The sequence below is a fragment of the Bacillus sp. BS98 genome, from assembly GCF_008432245.1.
In the GTDB taxonomy this organism is placed as follows: domain Bacteria; phylum Bacillota; class Bacilli; order Bacillales; family Bacillaceae_G; genus Bacillus_A; species Bacillus_A toyonensis.
Map to the genome: position 1 here is coordinate 2,318,425 of NZ_CP043830.1, position 16,705 is coordinate 2,335,129.

The 16,705-nt window shown below is 33.8% G+C and carries 18 protein-coding genes and 1 pseudogene; 14 read left to right on the forward strand and 5 right to left on the reverse strand.

The window, feature by feature from the left end; all coding sequences use genetic code 11:
* Positions 1-270: 270 nt before the first annotated feature.
* Positions 271-807, reverse strand: a pseudogene (locus tag F0362_RS31400) (GTP pyrophosphokinase); the annotation flags it as partial.
* 155 nt (positions 808-962) lie between these two features.
* Here F0362_RS31400 and F0362_RS12015 point away from each other — a divergent pair.
* The 3 genes from F0362_RS12015 (at position 963) to F0362_RS12025 (ending at position 3,519) form a co-directional block, all read left to right on the forward strand.
* Positions 963-1,268, forward strand: coding sequence for a luciferase domain-containing protein (locus F0362_RS12015; RefSeq protein ID WP_000010329.1), 306 nt, complete (start codon positions 963-965; stop codon positions 1,266-1,268).
* A gap of 93 nt (positions 1,269-1,361) precedes the next feature.
* Positions 1,362-2,672, forward strand: a complete 1,311-nt coding sequence (locus F0362_RS12020) for a phytoene desaturase family protein (RefSeq protein WP_000712982.1) — start codon at positions 1,362-1,364, stop codon at positions 2,670-2,672.
* A complete protein-coding gene (locus F0362_RS12025) occupies positions 2,650-3,519 on the forward strand; it encodes a sigma-70 family RNA polymerase sigma factor (protein ID WP_000447155.1) in 870 nt (289 codons plus the stop codon). Before F0362_RS12020 ends, F0362_RS12025 begins: the two co-directional genes overlap by 23 nt.
* 32 nt (positions 3,520-3,551) lie before the next feature.
* On the opposite strand, the gene F0362_RS30525 is transcribed toward F0362_RS12025, so the two are convergent.
* Positions 3,552-3,710 carry a hypothetical protein gene (locus F0362_RS30525; protein ID WP_001100984.1) on the reverse strand — a complete coding sequence of 53 codons (159 nt, stop codon included), beginning with the start codon at positions 3,708-3,710 and terminating at the stop codon, positions 3,552-3,554.
* Positions 3,711-4,014: 304 nt separating this feature from the next.
* Here F0362_RS30525 and F0362_RS12030 point away from each other — a divergent pair, with 304 nt between their 5' ends.
* The 3 genes from F0362_RS12030 to F0362_RS12040 all read left to right on the forward strand — a co-directional run bounded on the left by F0362_RS12030 (position 4,015) and on the right by F0362_RS12040 (position 6,893).
* Entirely contained in the window at positions 4,015-4,608 is a 594-nt protein-coding gene (locus F0362_RS12030) for an O-methyltransferase (RefSeq protein ID WP_002105252.1), read from the forward strand.
* Positions 4,609-4,922: 314 nt separating this feature from the next.
* Positions 4,923-6,035 carry a toxic anion resistance protein gene (locus F0362_RS12035; RefSeq protein WP_000137413.1) on the forward strand — a complete coding sequence of 371 codons (1,113 nt, stop codon included), beginning with the start codon at positions 4,923-4,925 and terminating at the stop codon, positions 6,033-6,035.
* A gap of 24 nt (positions 6,036-6,059) precedes the next feature.
* Complete coding sequence (locus F0362_RS12040) at positions 6,060-6,893, forward strand: DUF3974 domain-containing protein (RefSeq protein ID WP_000008389.1); 834 nt, start codon at positions 6,060-6,062, stop codon at positions 6,891-6,893.
* A gap of 55 nt (positions 6,894-6,948) precedes the next feature.
* Here F0362_RS12040 and F0362_RS12045 read toward each other — a convergent pair whose 3' ends face one another.
* A complete protein-coding gene (locus F0362_RS12045; RefSeq protein ID WP_149889778.1) occupies positions 6,949-8,508 on the reverse strand; it encodes a glycoside hydrolase family 10-like protein in 1,560 nt (519 codons plus the stop codon).
* Positions 8,509-8,734: 226 nt separating this feature from the next.
* Here F0362_RS12045 and F0362_RS12050 point away from each other — a divergent pair, with 226 nt between their 5' ends.
* The 7 genes from F0362_RS12050 (at position 8,735) to F0362_RS12080 (ending at position 15,297) form a co-directional block, all read left to right on the forward strand.
* Positions 8,735-9,040 (forward strand): PTS sugar transporter subunit IIB, encoded by a 306-nt coding sequence (locus tag F0362_RS12050; protein ID WP_000865901.1) that lies wholly within the window; start codon positions 8,735-8,737, stop codon positions 9,038-9,040.
* An 11-nt stretch (positions 9,041-9,051) separates the two neighbouring features.
* Complete coding sequence (locus F0362_RS12055) at positions 9,052-10,335, forward strand: PTS sugar transporter subunit IIC (RefSeq protein WP_149889779.1); 1,284 nt, start codon at positions 9,052-9,054, stop codon at positions 10,333-10,335.
* A gap of 78 nt (positions 10,336-10,413) precedes the next feature.
* Positions 10,414-10,680, forward strand: a complete 267-nt coding sequence (locus F0362_RS12060) for a hypothetical protein (protein ID WP_001021949.1) — start codon at positions 10,414-10,416, stop codon at positions 10,678-10,680.
* Positions 10,681-10,701: 21 nt separating this feature from the next.
* A complete protein-coding gene (anmK, locus tag F0362_RS12065) occupies positions 10,702-11,856 on the forward strand; it encodes an anhydro-N-acetylmuramic acid kinase AnmK (RefSeq protein WP_000274948.1) in 1,155 nt (384 codons plus the stop codon).
* A 15-nt stretch (positions 11,857-11,871) separates the two neighbouring features.
* The gene (locus tag F0362_RS12070; RefSeq protein WP_000876608.1) at positions 11,872-12,771 is read left to right on the forward strand and encodes a BadF/BadG/BcrA/BcrD ATPase family protein; all 900 of its coding nucleotides are present in this window, start codon (positions 11,872-11,874) and stop codon (positions 12,769-12,771) included.
* Between the two features lie 138 nt (positions 12,772-12,909).
* Positions 12,910-13,458, forward strand: coding sequence for a glycerol-3-phosphate 1-O-acyltransferase PlsY (gene plsY / locus F0362_RS12075; RefSeq protein ID WP_000610842.1), 549 nt, complete (start codon positions 12,910-12,912; stop codon positions 13,456-13,458).
* 243 nt (positions 13,459-13,701) lie between these two features.
* A complete protein-coding gene (locus F0362_RS12080; RefSeq protein ID WP_098628226.1) occupies positions 13,702-15,297 on the forward strand; it encodes an aminotransferase class V-fold PLP-dependent enzyme in 1,596 nt (531 codons plus the stop codon).
* 104 nt (positions 15,298-15,401) lie between these two features.
* On the opposite strand, the gene F0362_RS12085 is transcribed toward F0362_RS12080, so the two are convergent.
* Positions 15,402-15,539, reverse strand: a complete 138-nt coding sequence (locus F0362_RS12085; protein ID WP_000443202.1) for a DUF3956 domain-containing protein — start codon at positions 15,537-15,539, stop codon at positions 15,402-15,404.
* A 334-nt stretch (positions 15,540-15,873) separates the two neighbouring features.
* Between F0362_RS12085 and F0362_RS12090 the strand changes: the two genes are divergently transcribed.
* A complete protein-coding gene (locus tag F0362_RS12090) occupies positions 15,874-16,086 on the forward strand; it encodes a hypothetical protein (protein WP_000416118.1) in 213 nt (70 codons plus the stop codon).
* Between the two features lie 248 nt (positions 16,087-16,334).
* Here F0362_RS12090 and F0362_RS12095 read toward each other — a convergent pair whose 3' ends face one another.
* The gene (locus tag F0362_RS12095) at positions 16,335-16,664 is read right to left on the reverse strand and encodes a YkvA family protein (RefSeq protein ID WP_000415068.1); all 330 of its coding nucleotides are present in this window, start codon (positions 16,662-16,664) and stop codon (positions 16,335-16,337) included.
* Positions 16,665-16,705: the final 41 nt, after the last annotated feature.

A 16,705-nucleotide genomic window follows, 5' to 3' on the forward strand; every position in this document is an offset into this window, starting at 1 on the left:
AAAGTATGGGTACAAATTTAGGATATGTGCCTAGTGTTAGTTATGTGCATTTGTTTATATCGTAATACATTCACTTATTTTATAAACAATATGGCCTGTACTTCTTATTTCTCATAATGTTAATACGGATAAAAATTAGAGTGAACGAATGAAAGACGGAATTCGTGATGTTAGGTAAGGAGTAAAAATATTAAAGTATATTTTAATGGTTACGTTATATGAAAAGACCAATGCCTTTTAGAAAGGAATTGGTCTTGTATTTAAGATAGGTTATTGCTGAATAATTAATTGTGCTTTAGCGGTATAGGCGTAATTTAGCCACAATAATGCCAAGTTTTATTTTAAACTAAAATGGATTTCTATGACGTCAAAATGGGATACCGTTGTTTTAAGTGTAACAGGTATGCCAATTACTTTTACTTGTTTCATGTTATATGCAATTCTTGGAAATGCAGAGAAAGTAAAATCAATAATTGTAGCACCATCTGGTAAATAAATGGGTTATAAATCTGAAGTATAAGCCGTAATGATATTTTCAAATAGTTCATACGATACTAGATTGTGGAAAGCGATTGGATCTGTAGTTAATAAATTGTTATTAAAATGGCCATTTTCAAGTGCTATATTGTCTTCGAAATCGTTTATAGTTGGTTTGTAAAATTGATGAATCATTCCAAGGATTTTATAGCAATCTAACACACTTGTAGTGGTGATACATATTCGTGAAACACTTGATACGTTTTGAGATTCTTGTAGTTGTGAGTAGGCAGAGTAAATGGGGCTGAGTTCATAACGTATTTCAATAGAATAAACCTCCTTTAAAATTGTTTTAAATATGTAAAAAATAAAGGTGTTGAGATTAAACTATATTCGTATTCTCATTCATACTTTTGATTGATAGAAAAAAGTAATGAAAATGTTAATTTTAAATTACATCAATCATTTATAAGGAGTGAATGTTTATGTCATTTAGTGAAATGATTAGAAATGAAGTGCTCAGCTGGACGGGTGTTTCTGAAAAACCGCATCGATTTGGTGGTATTGAAATAAATTATGGTAAGAAGGAACTTGGTCATCTTCATGGTGATAAATTAGTTGATTTACCATTTCCGAAGTTAAAGCGAGATGAATTAGTGAAGCAAGGATTGGTAAAACCACATCACGTATTACCTGAATCAGGATGGATCAGTTATTATATAAAGAGTGAAGAGGATATTCCATTTGCAATTGAGTTATTTCGAATGCAATATGACCGAATAAAAAAGTAATGAAAGTAAGTAGATAAATAAAAATATATTTTCATGTCACATCCCTCCTTAATCGTTCGTCTTGTATGTAGAACGATAAGGAGGGATTTTATTATGAAGAAATTTGATGTAGCAATTGTTGGCGGTGGGCTTGCTGGATTAACAGCATCTATATATTTAGCGAAAGCTGGAAAGAAAGTGATTGTATTAGAAAAGTCCAGGCGATTTGGTGGTCGAGGGATGACTATAAATAAAAATGGGATCTGCATGAATCTTGGTGCACATGCCTTATATAGAGGAGGAGCAGCATTTTTAACTTTTAATGAGCTCGGTATGAATCTTCCGGGTGGAATACCGACTACAAAAGCACATGGAATATGGAAAGGGGATATATTCACTATCCCAACAGATTTTCGCTCTATTTTATCAACACCACTACTTTCGTGGTCTGCAAAAGTACAATTCTCACGTCTTATGATTCGTTTAGGGAATTTAGATGTAGGAGAAGTTCCAAAAATGAGCCTAACTGCATGGGCGGAAAATGAAATAAAAGATCCAATGGTTCGCAATATATTTTATGCGCTATGCCGAACAACAACATATACGTTTGCTCCTACAATACAATTAGCTTCTTCAGTATTAAAGCAAATACAACTATCTATGAAAGAAGGCGTACTTTATGTAGATGGTGGTTGGGAGACGATTATAACAAAATTAAGAGATATAGCGAATAATGTCGGGGTGCAATTTTTGGCTAAAAAGCATGTTTTGGAAATAGAGCATTACGAAGATAAACAAAGAATACATTGTTTTGATGATGAGGTTTTTGAAGTAGGCACAGTCATCGTGACGACTCCGCCGAAAGAAGCTTGTAAAATAATAAAAGGTGCAGAAGGAACAAGTTTGCATAGATGGAGTGAACAATCGGTACCGGTTACTGTTGCTGCATTAGATATTGGCTTGAGACGATTACCCAATCCTACACATCAATTTGTAATAGGACTAGATCAACCTATATTTTTCACAAATCAATCGAGAGCAGCTAAATTAAGTGAAGATGGATCCATTGCAGTGAGTCTAATTAAGTACCATAATACTGTGCTAGAGATGAATCATATTCATGAAGATAAAGAACAGTTAGAAAGTACGATGGAGTTGTTACATCCAAATTGGAAAAGAGAAGTTGTTGCACAGCAATATTTACCGAAAATAACAGTAGCATATGATTTTCCTCATATTGAACGAGTTGAAACTCCAGGTCCTAATATCCCTGAAATGCCAGGTGTTTATGTTGCAGGTGATTGGACTGGGCAGGATGAATTATTAGCTGATGCTGCAGTAGCAAGCGGAAAACGTGCAGCGTTACACATTTTAAAGCAATTAGAAAGTGAGGGTGTTCATCATGGAAACGGAGCAGTTATATGAAGCGTATCAACCATTATTATTTTCGTTAGCATATAGAATTCTTGGGAGTGTTATGGATGCCGAGGATATCGTTCAGGATGTATTTATCTCGCTGAATAATATAGAGAATATTCAGTCTATCGAAAATATGAAAGCATATTTGTGTAAGATGGCAACAAATCGTTCAATTGATAAATTACGTTCGGCAGCGCATAAACGTAACGTGTATGTGGGGATGTGGTTACCAGAGCCACTTGTAGAAGAGAGTGATGAGCCATCAGAGTCATTTGTAATGAAAGAATCCCTTTCCACAGCATATTTATTACTTTTACAACAACTGTCTGAAGTAGAAAGGATTGTTTTCATATTAAGAGAGGTTTTCAGTTATGAATATGAAGAAATAGCTTCAATTGTTGATAAGAGTAGTGTGAACTGCAGGAAGATCTTTCAACGTGCACGAAAAAGCATTTTGGAGAAACCGAAGCAATCAAAATTAAGCACAGAGAAAATGGCTGCTTATGTTGAAAAGTTTGTATCATCATTACAGTGTGGGGATGCGGAAGGCATGCTAGAAGTATTAAAAACAGATGCTATACTCAAAGCTGATGGTGGTGGTAAAGTTACGACTGCGATCCATCCGATTTATTCTGCGGATCGAATTATACGTTTGTTCTTTGGAATTGCACAACGATTGACTGAAGAGTACACTGTTGATTTCAAAATGGTAAATGGTATACCAGGAGTTATAGTTACAATAAATAATAAAGTAACTTATGTTCTTTCGTTTGCATTTGAGGATGAGAAAATTTCAAATATTTATATGATGGTTAACCCTGAAAAACTTATGCATTTAAATGTAAAAATATAAAAAAGCGCATTTCTTCAGAAATGCGTTTTTTATTATTTTTCTAACATTTCAAGAGGTACATCTTTTTCGCCAGCTACCTCAAATTTAATTTCCCCGTCTTCTTCATAAATACGTGTAATAATCGGTATAGTAATCATTAATTTTTTATGCTGCTTTCGTTTTCGAGCAGCATCTAAGCTAATCACGTTCATTTGTAAGCATCCTTTCTTCTGGAAATATATAAACAAAGAAAATGCGTCCGAAAAGGGCGCTTAATTGAATTTGAAATACCGATTCATTTAAATGGGGTTTATATAATTTAATAACTGCAATTTTAATGTGAAATAATATGAATGGAATAATTGCACGTAGAAATTAACTTTACCAAAAAACGAAACAATATGCTATAAAAAATTATAAATCTTTGTCATATAACAGGAAAAAGGTTTTTGTTTCGCATATAATAAAAAGTAGACGGGCAGCAAGAGCTTTTTCATCATATTGCTTGGAAAGGCGATGAAAAGAATGGATACGTTAAATTCATTATTATTTCAACTTGAACAATATGGAGAAGAGCATGATCGAAATAAAAAAACAAGGGAAGAAAAATTACGGAATGTTTCTCGTGAAATGGGGCAATTTTTATCAATTTTAGTAAAAGGGTGTAATGCAAAAAAAATTTTAGAAATTGGAACTTCTAATGGCTATTCTACATTGTGGTTAGCGAATGCGGTAGAAGAAACAAATGGAAATGTAACAACTGTAGAGCTTTCTTCAGAACGAGTTGGAGAGGCACTTGCCAATTTTGAAAAGGCACACCTGTTACAAAGAATCGATATTCATAATCAAGAAGCAGGGGCATTTTTAGATTTGCAATTAGATCATTCATTTGATTTTATTTTCCTAGATTCAGAGCGTACGCAATACATGTGGTGGTTTGAGCATATAAAACGTATGTTACAACCAAAAGGTTTTCTTGTTGTTGATAATGCAACTTCTCATGCGAGTGAATTAGGTGAGTTTATAAAAATGATTGAAGAAGATGATACGTTTGAAACGGTGTTATTAGCTTTTCAAAAGGGGGCATTTGTAGCGCGCAAGAATAAATAGAAGTGAACGTAATATAATTATCACATTGAAAGCGGGCAAATGTCAAAAGATTGACTACAGCATGACAGAAAGAATGTAAATTATATAGATAACATACGAAGAATCCGCCTTCAGCATGTTCTTCTCTAGGTCTTAAGTCTGAGGAAAATAATGTGGATAACAGGTATACTTATACTAAGAAACAGGGAATGACTGCATAAGCAGATATTTCTTGAAAAATCGATTTCAAACAGACTGATTGTACATGAAATACGATAAATGAAATGAAAAATAGTGCATATAAATTCGCACATATAAATAAAGGAGCGATTTTGTTGACTGAACTCGAGAAAAAAGAACCTGTATCAATTGTGAAAGATAATAATGTAGGAGTAGTAGTTGATACAGTTATAAAAGATGAAGAACTTGATGAATTGAATAAAGAAGCTGATCTTTATGTACACAAGTTAAATAGCGAGCAAAATACAGATTTATCAAAAGTATTGTCTCAGCTAGGAGATTTAGGGGATAAAGAGCAACAAGCGGCAGGACAAACGTTATCGGCGTTAAAACGTCCTGTAACAGCGATGATGAATGGGAAAAATGAAGAAATTCCAAATACATTGTTAGAGTTACGAAAAGTGGTATCAGAGCTTGATCCGAATTCATTAAAAGCAAGTGGTATGAAGAAAATAATGTTTAAAGTATTCAAAAAAAATCCACTTGAAACATATGTGCATAAATACCAATCTATAGATAAGCAAATCGAGGAGATTATTAGATCCCTTCTAATTGGCCGTGACAATTTGCAAGAAGATACGGTTGGCCTTGAAATGTTAAAAGAGCAATCGCATGATAAAATTCATGCTCTTGATAAACAAGTATACTTAGGGAAAAAACTTGCTGGGATGCTTGAAGCTGAGAAGCAAAACCCAGAGCGTCAAAGAGATATTCCATTAATAAACGATGCATTAGAAAAGATACTTGTACGTACACGTAATATGCAGCAAGCGAAAAGTGTACTATTACAATCGATTGCATCTGTAGATATCATTAAGAAAAATAATGAAAAGTTAACAGAGGCAATTCGTAATGCAATTACGATGACGCAAAACGTTGTAACAGTTTCAGCTGCTATTCAGCTAGCATTAACGAATCAACGTAAAACAATTGATGCTGTTAATGCGACAAATGAAGCAATTGAATCAATGGTATTAAGTAACTCTCAAGCATTGAAACAAAATACAGAAGAAACAACAAAGTTGCTTGAAAATCCTGCTATTAGCATGGATAAATTACGTGAGTCATTCCAAAATGTATTCGCAGCGATTGAAGCTTCTGAGAAATCGTCAGAACGTATTATTGAGTCTAGTAAGAAATTTGTCATTGAATTAGACACATTTAATGATGAGATGAAGCAGAAACTCATTCAACGTCCAAGAAAATAACAGATTATTAGAGGAGGTGAAAAAATGAGTTTCATTCAAACAGTATTAGTACTATTAGGTACATTACTTTTAATCGCATTTACTGTCGTTGTTTTAGTAGTATATTTCGGACGTAAACTGTATTTTTCATGGACGAAACCATACAAGAGGGCGCAAGATTCTATAGAAAAGTTATCGAATAAATCGACACCGTTTTTACAAGAGTTTACGCAACATCCACTCTTTTATCGATGGATTCGTACAGAAGGAAAGAAAGAACAACATACATTGAATACTCTTTTCTGTACATCAAGTCAACGTACGAGAGAGCAAGTATTTTCAATGTTACCGAAAGAAAAACAGAAAAAAGTGCATGTAATGGCAAAAACAACGAAAAAGCTTACAAATGAAGATATCGATGTGGCCGCGATGAAAGTGAAAGATTTCTTAAGACAAGAAACGCAGCAAACTGTAAAACCGTCAGACCTATCGTTTTATAAATTGTATTTTTATGATCGATATCCAGATGCATTGAATACAATTCAAACGTATAAACGCTCGATAAATCCTTCATTACAAAGAACAGTTGATGATATTACAATTTCAGTATTAAATGCATTGCCGTATTATCAAGAGCAGCGTATGTATGAACAACAACATAAACTTGAAACGTTCTTAATGAAAGATTTAACTGCGATGTTATCTTTAGTGGTGCAATTACCTCCGTCACAACGACCAGAAAAAGAAGAAGAGTTAAAAGTCTACTTGCAAAATTTCAAAAAAGAAATGGAAGTAGTAGAGCGTGATATTCGGGACTCCATTGATCATGATTTGAATGTGAAGATGAGAGCAGCGACTGAGAAGTTTAAGAATAAATAGAAAAAGCGCCTTAAAAGCTAAGTGTTTCTCAGCTTTAAGGCGTTTTTTTGAGATTTTATTTTGCCTTAACGGTAGTATAACTAGAAGCACCACTTTCGTTATGCAATCGATCAACTGCAGTTACCACATACGTATAAGTTTCTCCAGAAATAGCCGTTTTATCTACGTAAATTTCTCCAAGTTTTGTTTTTCTTACAGTGGTAAGTAAATGTTTTGGGTTGTGTATATCCACTTCATTTTTTCCATTCACACGGTAAATGGCGTAATAAGCAGAGTCATTATCTCTATTGTCAATTATTCCTACAGCAATACCGTCATCTCTTGGAATGGCACCTTTTAAAGTAGGTTGTTTTGGTGGATCATGATCAAGCCAAGGCATGGGCGGGATTAATGCAGGATGTATATATATGTCTTTGGAGAGTCTATCTTTTATTCCAAGTGGATTGTTATTTATATCTTTTAAACTGAAATGCATACTACCTTTTATTTGTGGATATTGATGGTTTAATGCGATTTGCTTCGGATATTCTTCTGGATTAGACCAAGCAGGGACAGAGTTGTTATTAATTTTATAAGCCGCTTGACCGATGTAAAGGTGAATCGGTTTGTTATTTGTTTCTTTTACCCACCAATCTACTAATATGTCATATGCAGCAGGTGTGAAACCGATATTCCAATATATTTGCGGTGTAATGTAATCAATGTACCCTTTTTGTATCCACTCACGTGTGTCAGCATAAAGATCATCGTAGTTTCTTTGACCTGCGGCTGTATTAGAGCCAGTTGGATCGTCAGCTATATTTCGCCATACGCCGAACGGACTAATGCCAAACTTTACGTATGATTTTTCTTGTTTTATAGCAGTATTTAAACCTTTTACGAGTTCATTTACATTATTGCGACGCCAATCTTCGATAGTTGAAAAATTCCCGTTATTATATAATTCAAATGTTTTTTGATCAGGAAATTCTTCGCCAACTACTTTATAAGGATAAAAATAATCGTCCATATGAATTGCATCAACATCATAATTTTTTACGATTTCTAAAGCGCCTTCTGTTATAAAGTTTTTCACTTCTGGAATACCAGGGTTGTAATATAGCTTCCCGCCGTAAGGTACAACCCAATCGGGATGTTGTCTTGCAGGGTGATTTTCTGATAGTCGATTTATATCAGTGTGATTCATCGTTATTCGGTATGGATTAATCCATGCGTGGAATTCTATATTTCTTTTATGTGCTTCTTCAATCATAAATGCGAGCGGGTCGTATCCAGGGTCTTTTCCTTGTGTACTTGTAATGTATTCAGACCAAGGACCGTAATTTGAAGGATAAAAAGCATCAGCGGTTGGTTTTATTTGTACAACGACTGCATTCATACCAGTGTTTTTTACATCGTCTAATAATTTTATAAATTCTTGTTTCTGCTTTTCGATAGGTAAGCCAGTTTTTGAGGGCCAATCAATATTAAGAACAGATGCTATCCATACAGCGCGTAATTCATGCTTTTTGTAAGTAGTATTTACTTCAGCATAGGTAGAGTGAGGGGAAATGAAAGAGAAAGGAGTAAACAAGATGATGATACAACACATCATTAATAAACGTTTCATAATCATTTATACGCCTCCCTATTATACGATTATTTAAAATAATATATGATGTGAGGTTGGCCTTGCAATTGAGAAAAATAAATATTGAAACATTAATTTAATAGGAAAAATATTTTTAGTGAAATTTACTTTCAGTATAACTAAATCGTTTCATGTCTTCATATGCTTGTTAGTAAAGTGAAACTTTCTTTCATTTGAAGGAAATAATTTATAAGTATAGGAGGCTTCAATAATGAAAGTTTTATTCGTTTGTTCTGGAGGAATGTCCAGCGCAATTGTTGTAAACGCTTTAAAAAAAGAAGCGGAGAAAAAAGGTGTGAGCATGGAAGTGCATGCAATTGGAACGAATGAGGTAGAGGAAGAAGTGAAGAATGGTTGGGATGTTGTAATGGTTGCACCTCAAATAAGACACCGATTCGATTCTGTAAAAAAATTTGCAGAAGAGGAATCCATTCCGTGCGGTATTATTCCACCGCAAGCATACACACCGCTTGGTGGACCGACTTTGTTGAAAACTGTAAATGAATTAATTAGTTAGGGGGAAGCGTTATGAATAAGTTTGTCACGTTTCTTGATAAAAACTTATCTGGACCGATGGCAAGGCTTTCTGAACAGAGGCATTTACAAGCAATCCGTGATGGAGTTATTTCGGCGTTACCATTTATTATTGTAGGGAGTTTCTTTTTAATAGTAGCATTTCCCCCATTACCGAAAGATAGTTTCATATCAGTATGGGCATTGAAAAATCAAACAAGTATATTAATACCATATCGGTTAACGATGTTTATTATGTCTTTATATATAGCATTTGGAATAGGATATAATTTAGCAAAAAGTTATAAGTTAGATGCTTTATCAGGAGCACAGCTTGGGGTATGTTCACTGCTATTAACGTTAACCCCTGAATTAATTGATAAAAAAGGATTTATGCTTCCGATGACAAATCTCGGAGGTCATGGATTATTTGTGACGATGATTGTTTCTATTTTATCCGTAGAGATATTAAGGTTTTGTAAGACGAAAAATGTAATGATTAAAATGCCAGAACAAGTACCGCCATCTGTATCACGTTCATTTGAAGCACTTATACCTGCTGCATTCGTTATTATTATAATGAGTCTAGTAACTGTCGTTTTTAGCATTGATTTACACCATGTTGTTGATAAATTAGCAGCACCATTAGTAAAAGCTGGTGATAGTTACTTCGGTGTAATCATTCCAGTGTTTTTAATTACATTTTTTTGGTCATTCGGAATCCATGGTGTGTCGGTTGTTGGAACTGTTGCTCGGCCATTATGGGAAGTTTACTTAGGGAAAAATGGTGAAGCAATTGCTAGTGGAGCAGATCAGTTGCCATTCATATCACCAGAACCGTTATATCAATGGTTTATATGGATTGGCGGTTCTGGTGCGACGTTAGGGCTTGTATTAGCTATGATTGTATTTGGTCGATCAAAATATTCGAAAGCATTATCAAGAACTTGTATTGTTCCTGGTATTTTTAATATTAATGAACCTGTTATTTTTGGATTACCGATTGTACTAAATCCAATTTTAATTATCCCGTTTATCATTACACCACTCGTAACAGCAACTGTTGCATATTCAGCAACTGCGATGGGATTTGTAACGCCAACACATATTATGCCGCCGTGGACATTACCAGCTCCAATTGGCGCGTATTTAGCCACAGGTGGGGATTGGCGTGCAGTGGTATTAGTTTTTATAAATATAGCAATATCATTTCTTATTTACCTACCATTCTTTAAAATGTATGACAAAAATATGATTGAAATTGAAAAGAATGGTGACGGGGAATCTGTTAGTCCTTAAGCTTTATACGGTTATTTTGAGTGATAGACTTTATGTCTATCACTTCTTTCGTATTAAACTGAGAGAAGGTGTAAAGGAATGAATATAAAATTTAGTTATAAAGGTGTATTTATATTATTGTTTGGAGTAATATGTGCAAATTTACTCTTAGTACCTGTATTAAGAATACTAAATCTATCACAAATGCATAGTATATGGCTCGTTACAAGTATTGCGGCAAGTGTTTTGCTTACGATCGTTGTTTCTTTTATTGATGGCACATTTGTATCGAAAGTCCAGTTGTTTATTAGATTTGTATTGTTTTCTGTAGGTTGTACGTTGTTTACTTACATAATTGTTTTTTAGTGAATAGGGGGCATGCATAGTATGTATATTGCAGGGATAATGTCCGGTACATCGTTAGACGGAATAGATGTAGCGCTCGTTCATATTGAAGGAAACGGTGTAGATTCTAAAGTTGAACTCATTCATTTTACTACTGTTCCATTTTGTAAGGATATAAAAAATGAGATACAGCAGGCTTTATCAATTGATACATCTAATGTTCAATTGATATGCAGTTTGAACTTTAAGCTTGGTTTATGTTTTGCTAATGCTGTAAAGGAAGTTTGTAAAAAGGCTAATTTGTCATTGGAACGATTAGATTTAATAGGTTCTCACGGACAAACGATTTATCATCAGCCAAAACAAGAAGGCAATTTTATTTCTTCGACATTACAAATTGGAGAACCAGCAGTTATAGCATATGAAACGGAAACAACAGTAATCTCTAATTTTCGAACGATGGATATGGCAGCAGGAGGACAAGGCGCACCACTTGTACCATATTCAGAGATTATTTTATACCAGCATCAAACTAAAAATAGGATACTGCAAAATATTGGTGGGATTGGTAATGTTACAGTCATACCAAGTAAACGAAGTAATAAAAGTGTTATTGCTTTTGATACTGGTCCAGGAAATATGGTAATTGATGAAGTGTGTCAAAGATTATTTCATTTACCATATGATCGAAAGGGTGAAATTGCAAAACAGGGGGTAGTTGTAGATGAAATATTAACATATTGTATGAACCATCCATTCTTAAAAATGAAACCACCAAAATCAACAGGTAGAGAACAATTTGGAAAAGAGTTTGTGAGTGAATTATTAAAGCGATTTGAAAAGTATAGTAAAGAAAGTATATTGACGACTGTCACGATGTTTACAGCAAGTTCAATTGTTCAGCATTATAAGGAGTTTATTTTTCCATTGTATGAAATTGATGAGGTAGTTCTAGGTGGAGGCGGAAGCTATAATGACACACTTGTCGAAATGATACAGAATAAATTAAGAGAAGAAAGATGCAGAATATGTATTCAAGAAGATATTGGGTATTCTTCAGCGGCGAAAGAAGCAATCGCATTTGCAGTTTTAGCAAACGAAACGTACCATCGTAATCCGAGTAATGTGCCGAGTGCTACAGGTGCTAAGGAACCGGTTGTTTTAGGGAATATAACTTTCCATACGACTAGAAGATGAAAGTAGGGCAAGTAAATGAAGTATATGATTGGAGTAGATGGTGGGGGGACGAAGACAGAAGCAATTGCATTTGATCAAGACGGAAATGAGCTTGCGAGAGGTACAAGTGGATTTGGAAATATAGTAATAAATTATGAGAATGCACTCACACATATTATAGATGCGATTAATCAATGTTGGGAACGTTTAATAAATGAGCATTGCGTTTGTATTTGTTTAGGATTAGCAGGTATAAGTGGAGCAAATACAAATGAATTAACAATACGTCTAAAAAAGAAGTACGGAACACAAATTGAAGTTTTTAATGACGCAATGATTGCACATGCAGCTGCTTTAAAAGGGAAGGAAGGAATTTTAACAATTGGCGGTACAGGTGCGATTTGCCTAGGAAAGAAAGGGACAGTATACGAGTATAGCGGTGGATGGGGACATATTTTAGGGGATGAAGGAAGCGGATATTGGATTGCATTACAAGCTTTAAAGAAAATGGCATTACAATTCGATCAAGGAGTTAGCCTTTGTCCATTAAGCTTGAATATTCAAAGGCAGTTTCAACTTTTGACACCGTCTCATATAAAAAGCCTAGTATATACTTCTTCAAAAGATAAAGTTGCAGCAATCGCACCATTAGTTATTCAGGAAGCGAGAAATGGGAATGAGGGTGCACATGAAATTATGATGCAAGCTGGTAAGGAATTAGCGAGAATTACAGTAGATGTTTATAATAAGATGCAATGTAAGTTTTCAACTCCAATTGCAGTAAGTGGTAGCATATTACGTTTAGTTCCTGAAATATATGATGTATTTAAGAAGTGCTGTGAGGAAAGGATTGAAGAACTTACATTTGTATCACAATCAGAAATGGCAGTGAAAGGAACATACTATTTAATGAAGGATTTATATTTTAAAGTGTAAATAGATAAATGAGAATTTTTGTATGATTTGTAAAAATATGATGTTAAAATGTACAAAGGGATGTAGATTAAAAAATGTACAATATACGTAGTAATTGAATAGTGTATATGTATTCCCATGTAGAAAGTGAATGATTACATGATTAATAGTATGCAGTTTTTGTATTTGGTGGCTTCTTATTTATTTGGTAACATCTTGACCGCTTATATAGTAACAAAGTTGAGACATAATGTTGATATTAGGGATGAAGGAAGCGGAAATCCTGGCGCAAGAAATATGGGGCGCGTATATGGAAAATGGTATTTCGTCGCTACATTTTTAGGTGATGCCATTAAAGGTGCAATTGTAGTTTGTATAGCAAAATATCTTTTTGAAGATGCTACATTCGTAATGTTAACATTATTGGTCGTTATTATTGGACATATTTACCCAATGTTGTTTAAAGGTAAGGGCGGAAAGGGCATTTCAACATTTATCGGAGGACTCATCGCATTTGATTATTTGATAGCGCTTACTCTCATAGGTATTTTTATTGTTTTTTATTTAATATTTAAAGGATTTACAAAGCCAGGGTTAATTACAATCGCTTGTTTACCAATTTGTATGGTTTTTTATTCTTACTCTATTGGTACGAATATATTAAGTGTACTTATTATTGTTCTTATTTTATATGTAAATCGAGAATAAAGTGGACCTTTTATCCCGCTATTTGCCGGGCAGTAAGACCCCCACCTCAAAATTCAGCGGAAGCAAAGAAGTTAGGTGGGGGTCGGGCTGCCCGTAAAAGCCCGATTGGTGAAGGTTAATAATCAGTGGGGGATGAACAAAACCCCCACTGATTAAAGTTTCACTTTATAAGTGGGGGTATCTCCACTTATAATTTTTATGAATTAAACAACGAGCAATAAGTAGATAGAAAGGGGATAGGACATGGGGATAATTTATAAAATTGCTGATCAAGCTTGGGAATTTGAAAGTATACATAAATTGAACTATAAAACATTTGTAGAAGAAATTTCGCAACATGAAGAAACGGAGGAACGTTTTCGTATAGATCGATTTCATGAAGAAAATACATATTTAATTTGTTTAGACGGTGTGAAGTTAGTAGGTATGGTCGCGGTAAGAGGAAAACGCCCATTCTCATTACATAATAAAATCTCAAATTTAGATGTATATTTAAACAAACATGGTGAAAACGTATATGAAATTCGTTTGCTTTCAGTAGAACGTGAATATAGAAATGGTAGAGCGTTGTTAGGATTAATTCGCTTTTTACATCGTTATTTGCTTCTAAATGGATATGAATTGGCACTCATTTCAGCTACAACACGTGAGCTGCCTTTATATGAGCAAATGGGGTTCAAATCTTTCCATACGTTAGTTGGAACAGAAGAAGCAGCTTTTCAGCCAATGTATGTTACACCTACTATGTTCGAAGAATCGAGTGTTGGAGGTATTATGACGAAAGAATTTACGTTTTTACCTGGTCCAGTAGACATGGAAGAGAATGTTCAAAAGGCGTTTTCTACTAAGCCTATTTCGCATCGTTCTAAGTCATTTCAAGTGACAATGGACAATGTAAAGAAACGATTACTTCAAATGACAAAAGCAAAACATGTACAAATTATGTTAGGAACAGGGACGTTAGCGAATGATGCGATTGCTTTACAGATACGTTCTTTAAAAGGTAAAGGGTTAGTTTTAGCGAATGGAGAGTTTGGTAATAGATTAATTGAGCAGGCAAAACGGGCACATTTAAATTTTGATACGTATAAAAAACAAATGGGAGAGTCGTTTAAACAAATCGAATTAGAAAAAATAATTGTAAGTGGAAATTATGAATGGCTTTGGTTTGTTCATCATGAAACATCAACTGGAATGTTAAATAATTTGGACGAGCTAAATGTCTTTTGTAAAAAGTATCATATGAAACTATGTGTAGATTGTATTAGTTCAATTGGAGCAATACCGATAGATTTGAAGGATGTATATTTTGCAAGTGGCGTTAGCGGGAAAGCGATTAAATCATTTACAGGATTATCTTTCGTTTTTCATAATCACAATATAGAGAAAAACGAAGCAATACCTGCGTATATGGACATTGGTATGTATGAAATGAATGACAGCATTCCATATTCACATTCATGGAATTTAATTTACGCACTGCAAGAAGCATTGAAGAAATTTGAGGATGAAACGGCGTTTGTAAAAATAAAAGAGACATATGCTTATATGGAAGAAGCTATTACTAATATGGGTTTAAAGCTTGTTTCACCTAAAGAGCACACCGCGCAAATTATACTCACCATTCAGTTAAATGAAGGGTATTCTTCTAAAACAGTAGGCGATGCATTAGCATTGCAAGGATACATTGTTCATTATGAGTCATCTTATTTGCAAAAAAATAATTGGATCCAAATTGCATGTTTAAATCATTATAAAGAACGTGATAGGAAGAGGATGTTGAATTGTTTGCAGGTGTGTGTTACAGAAAGTCCTTTTAGCGTAAATAATTATTTATAAATTTTATAAAGTTATAATTTACACTTGCTAAGCGAATAGAAGTACATGTATTGACAACAGTCTAAAAGAGAGCGAAAGCCCTCTTTTAAACTTACTTAAATGGACTACTCACAGATTGGAATACCGAGAACTCTCAAAGCTAGTGCTACTTGAAGAGTAATTTCCAATCTAGCAATTTCGATGCCAGCAACTGTGAGTACTAAAAAAGGTTGGCCGTTTACGAACACGATACAACTTTCCATATATACGCCTCCTTTCTAGTAATCTACTACAGTATATGAATAAAACTATAATACGTTATAGTCAGATTCATGAATTTTATGAAAAATAATAGATTTAACCTATGTTCACGAAATAAATGGGCTCATAGTGTCAATCATATAATAAAAAGCATCTAAAATAAGATGCTTTTTACTATATGTACGTTTTCAGCGTGACAATAAATAAAGCGAATCAATAATCAATAGAGAGGAAAATATATTGATAAATATTTGTATGAGGTAAACTAAGAAGGTTTTAGAAAAACAAAAAGGAATTTTTATACTTGTAACATAAAAATTCTAGGGGGATGTTAATATGGAAAAAACTATGATGGTAGAAACAACAAACATGATGATGTCTATGGAAAAAATGATGTGTGAAATGAAGTGTATGAAAATGATGATGAATAACATGATGCAAATGGATGTAGAAATGGATAAGGCAATGATGGTAAAAATGAACGAATGTGATGAAATGATGAAGACAACTATGTCTATGATGAAAGCGATGAAAGAGAAATGTTGTTGAAGTAACAAAGTATAGCGTAAAATGATGCGGATTTTGCAAATTTGAATTAGAAAAGAGCCTGTATTAGTTGGTACACTAAAATAGGCTCTTTTTAAAGATTGTTCAAAAATAAATTGATTTGATAAAAAAAGAACTAAAGATTATTTTAGTTCTTTTTTCTGTTTTAACACTGTTCAAATCATTGGATTAAAAGCTATAGAAGATGGATAAGTAGTGAACAAAGACAAGTGAGAGCCTATCTTTCTTCGTTAAATGTGTGCTGAAGTAAACAAGGACTCCATTTTAATTTTACTCTTTTCACGAATTTCAGCGTCTGCATGCCTCATAACGTATTTATGCGCTACAGCAATTGCTAAAACATCATCTAATAAGCCAATCCCGATAATAGCAGCTATATCTGGAATGAAATCGATTGTTAATACGTAATAGGATAAAGCAGCTAATATTATGAGTTTTGCTTTAGTAGGTAACGTTTTCTTTTTCATTGTGTAAAATAAAATAATACTTTCATATACGCTGGATTTTCCAAGGTTTGCGGAGCTTTTTTTGAATTTTTTCCAAAGCGTCTGTTTCTCCATATAAACACTCCTTTTACAAAAACATATATTTTTTAAAAGGA

Excerpts from the sequence above, each read along its gene's own strand:
- F0362_RS12015 (WP_000010329.1), top strand. The coding sequence starts at position 963 with ATGTCATTTAGTGAAATGATTAGAAATGAAGTGCTCAGCTGGACGGGT.
- F0362_RS12020 (WP_000712982.1), top strand. The coding sequence starts at position 1,362 with ATGAAGAAATTTGATGTAGCAATTGTTGGCGGTGGGCTTGCTGGATTA.
- F0362_RS12025 (WP_000447155.1), top strand. The coding sequence starts at position 2,650 with ATGGAAACGGAGCAGTTATATGAAGCGTATCAACCATTATTATTTTCG.
- F0362_RS30525 (WP_001100984.1), bottom strand. The coding sequence starts at position 3,710 with ATGAACGTGATTAGCTTAGATGCTGCTCGAAAACGAAAGCAGCATAAA.
- F0362_RS12030 (WP_002105252.1), top strand. The coding sequence starts at position 4,015 with ATGAAAAGAATGGATACGTTAAATTCATTATTATTTCAACTTGAACAA.
- F0362_RS12040 (WP_000008389.1), top strand. The coding sequence starts at position 6,060 with ATGAGTTTCATTCAAACAGTATTAGTACTATTAGGTACATTACTTTTA.
- F0362_RS12045 (WP_149889778.1), bottom strand. The coding sequence starts at position 8,508 with ATGATTATGAAACGTTTATTAATGATGTGTTGTATCATCATCTTGTTT.
- F0362_RS12050 (WP_000865901.1), top strand. The coding sequence starts at position 8,735 with ATGAAAGTTTTATTCGTTTGTTCTGGAGGAATGTCCAGCGCAATTGTT.
- F0362_RS12055 (WP_149889779.1), top strand. The coding sequence starts at position 9,052 with ATGAATAAGTTTGTCACGTTTCTTGATAAAAACTTATCTGGACCGATG.
- F0362_RS12060 (WP_001021949.1), top strand. The coding sequence starts at position 10,414 with ATGAATATAAAATTTAGTTATAAAGGTGTATTTATATTATTGTTTGGA.
- anmK (WP_000274948.1), top strand. The coding sequence starts at position 10,702 with ATGTATATTGCAGGGATAATGTCCGGTACATCGTTAGACGGAATAGAT.
- F0362_RS12070 (WP_000876608.1), top strand. The coding sequence starts at position 11,872 with ATGAAGTATATGATTGGAGTAGATGGTGGGGGGACGAAGACAGAAGCA.
- plsY (WP_000610842.1), top strand. The coding sequence starts at position 12,910 with ATGATTAATAGTATGCAGTTTTTGTATTTGGTGGCTTCTTATTTATTT.
- F0362_RS12080 (WP_098628226.1), top strand. The coding sequence starts at position 13,702 with ATGGGGATAATTTATAAAATTGCTGATCAAGCTTGGGAATTTGAAAGT.
- F0362_RS12085 (WP_000443202.1), bottom strand. The coding sequence starts at position 15,539 with ATGGAAAGTTGTATCGTGTTCGTAAACGGCCAACCTTTTTTAGTACTC.
- F0362_RS12090 (WP_000416118.1), top strand. The coding sequence starts at position 15,874 with ATGGAAAAAACTATGATGGTAGAAACAACAAACATGATGATGTCTATG.
- F0362_RS12095 (WP_000415068.1), bottom strand. The coding sequence starts at position 16,664 with ATGGAGAAACAGACGCTTTGGAAAAAATTCAAAAAAAGCTCCGCAAAC.